The organism is Nocardia farcinica, from assembly GCF_029867845.1.
Classification (GTDB): Bacteria; Actinomycetota; Actinomycetes; order Mycobacteriales; family Mycobacteriaceae; genus Nocardia; species Nocardia farcinica_A.
Map to the genome: position 1 here is coordinate 1 of NZ_JARWRU010000612.1, position 1656 is coordinate 1656.

At 71.0% G+C, this 1656-nt stretch carries 1 protein-coding gene and 1 pseudogene; both read left to right on the forward strand.

Annotation, left to right across the window (positions count from 1 at the left end; translation table 11 throughout):
• Window positions 1-151 precede the first annotated feature (151 nt).
• Window positions 152-1279, forward strand: coding sequence for an ROK family transcriptional regulator (locus QH283_RS13400; protein WP_280503329.1), 1128 nt, complete (start codon window positions 152-154; stop codon window positions 1277-1279).
• Window positions 1280-1294: 15 nt separating this feature from the next.
• Window positions 1295-1656, forward strand: a pseudogene (locus QH283_RS13405) (hypothetical protein); the annotation flags it as partial.

Here is a 1656-nt window from a genome sequence, read left to right on the forward strand (position 1 = left end):
GGGGGGCCCGCCCCGGGGCCCCCCGAGCCGTCGGCGGGCGCATACCGTCCGGCACCGCGCTCGGCAGTGCTTCCGATCACGCTGCGCGCAAACCTCTCTCGACGCGCCGGGCCCTCCTAGTCTTTCGGACTACGCAGAGGAGGGGATGTGGATGGCCGACAGCAGCGCCGGATCGATCCTGCGAGCGGTGCTCGAGCTCGGCCCGGCGCCGCGCAGTGTCATCGCCCGCCACGCCGCCCTCTCGCCCGCCACCCTGACCTGGCAGGCGCGTTCGCTGATCGAGGCCGGGTTGTTGCGCGAGCTGCCGGAGACCACCGGCGCGGGCATCGGGCGACCGTACAGCCCGCTGGAACTCGACACCGGCAACAACGTGGTGCTCGGGCTGCACATCGCCGCCCGGCAGAGCACGTTCAGCGCGGTCGATCTCGGCGGCCGGATCGTGCGAAGGCATCAGGTGCGCCACCGCGGCCTCGATCCGTACGACATCCTCGACGTCGCCGTGCGCCAGGTGCGCGAGCTGGCCGCCGAGTTCGCCGGCGTGCGCATCCTCGGTCTCGGCGTGGCCACCGGCGGCTGGGTCGACACCGTCGACGGCACCGTGGTGCACCACTCCTTTCTGGGCTGGCGCGACGTCCCGGTGCGCCAGGTGCTCGCCGACGGCACCGGGCTGCCGACCGAACTGGACAATCACACCAGGGCATTGGCGCACGCCGAGCAATTGTTCGGCCGCACGCGTGGCGCGGCGAGTTCGATCGTGTTGTTCGTCGGCAACGTCATCGACGCCGCCTTCGCCGTGCACGGGCAGGTGCACTACGGGCCGCGCTCGGCGGCCGGGTCGATCGCGCGTCTGCTGGGGCCCGGGGAGAGCCCCGACGGCACCACCCGCCTGTTGCGCGACTACACCGACCACGCCCTGCTCGCCGCCGCTGACCCGCCGGTGCCCGATGTCGCCGCGTTGATCGACGCCGCCCGGCCCGGCACGGCCGCGCACGAGCGGTTCACCGAGCGCGCGGCGGTGCTCGGCGAGGTGATCGCCGCTCTGGTCGATCTGCTCGACCCCGACGCGGTCGTCATCGCCGACCGCGCCGTCGATCTGCCCGGCGTCGGCGCGGCCGATCTGGACGCGGTGCGCAGCCGCTCGGCGGTGTGCTCGCGGCCCGAGGAGGTGGTCTTTCCCTCTTCCTTCCCCGGGCGCGTGCTGACCATGAGTTCGGCCGCGGTCGTGCTGCACGGCATCTTCCACGCTCCGCACACCGCGCTGGCCGCGCGCGTGATTTGATTCCCGCTGATTTCAATGCCGAGGAAAATTGACGCGCCCGGCCCGGAATTGACACAGTTCTCGGTATGGAAACAGTGTCCATCGGCCGCCCGGAAATCACCGGCGACGACCGATGTCGGTTCGGATGAAACACGCGAATCATTCCGTTTCGACCCGGGAAATATTGTGCGAAAACTGCTGAGAAAAACCGCCGTCGCGTTGCTGGCCGTCGGCCTGCTCACGTCGTGCGCGACCGCCGACTCCGGCGATGTCGACCTCACCGCCGCCCTGCCCGAATCCGTCCCCGAGGGCGTCGACCTGCGCATCGCGGTACGCCCCGCGCGGGTGGCGCTGACCGCCTCCGGCCTGATCGAGGATTTGTCGTACACCGTCAGCGA

Bases quoted from the DNA above. Each gene is read 5' to 3' on its own strand.
- QH283_RS13400 (WP_280503329.1), top strand. From the start codon at position 152: ATGGCCGACAGCAGCGCCGGATCGATCCTGCGAGCGGTGCTCGAGCTC.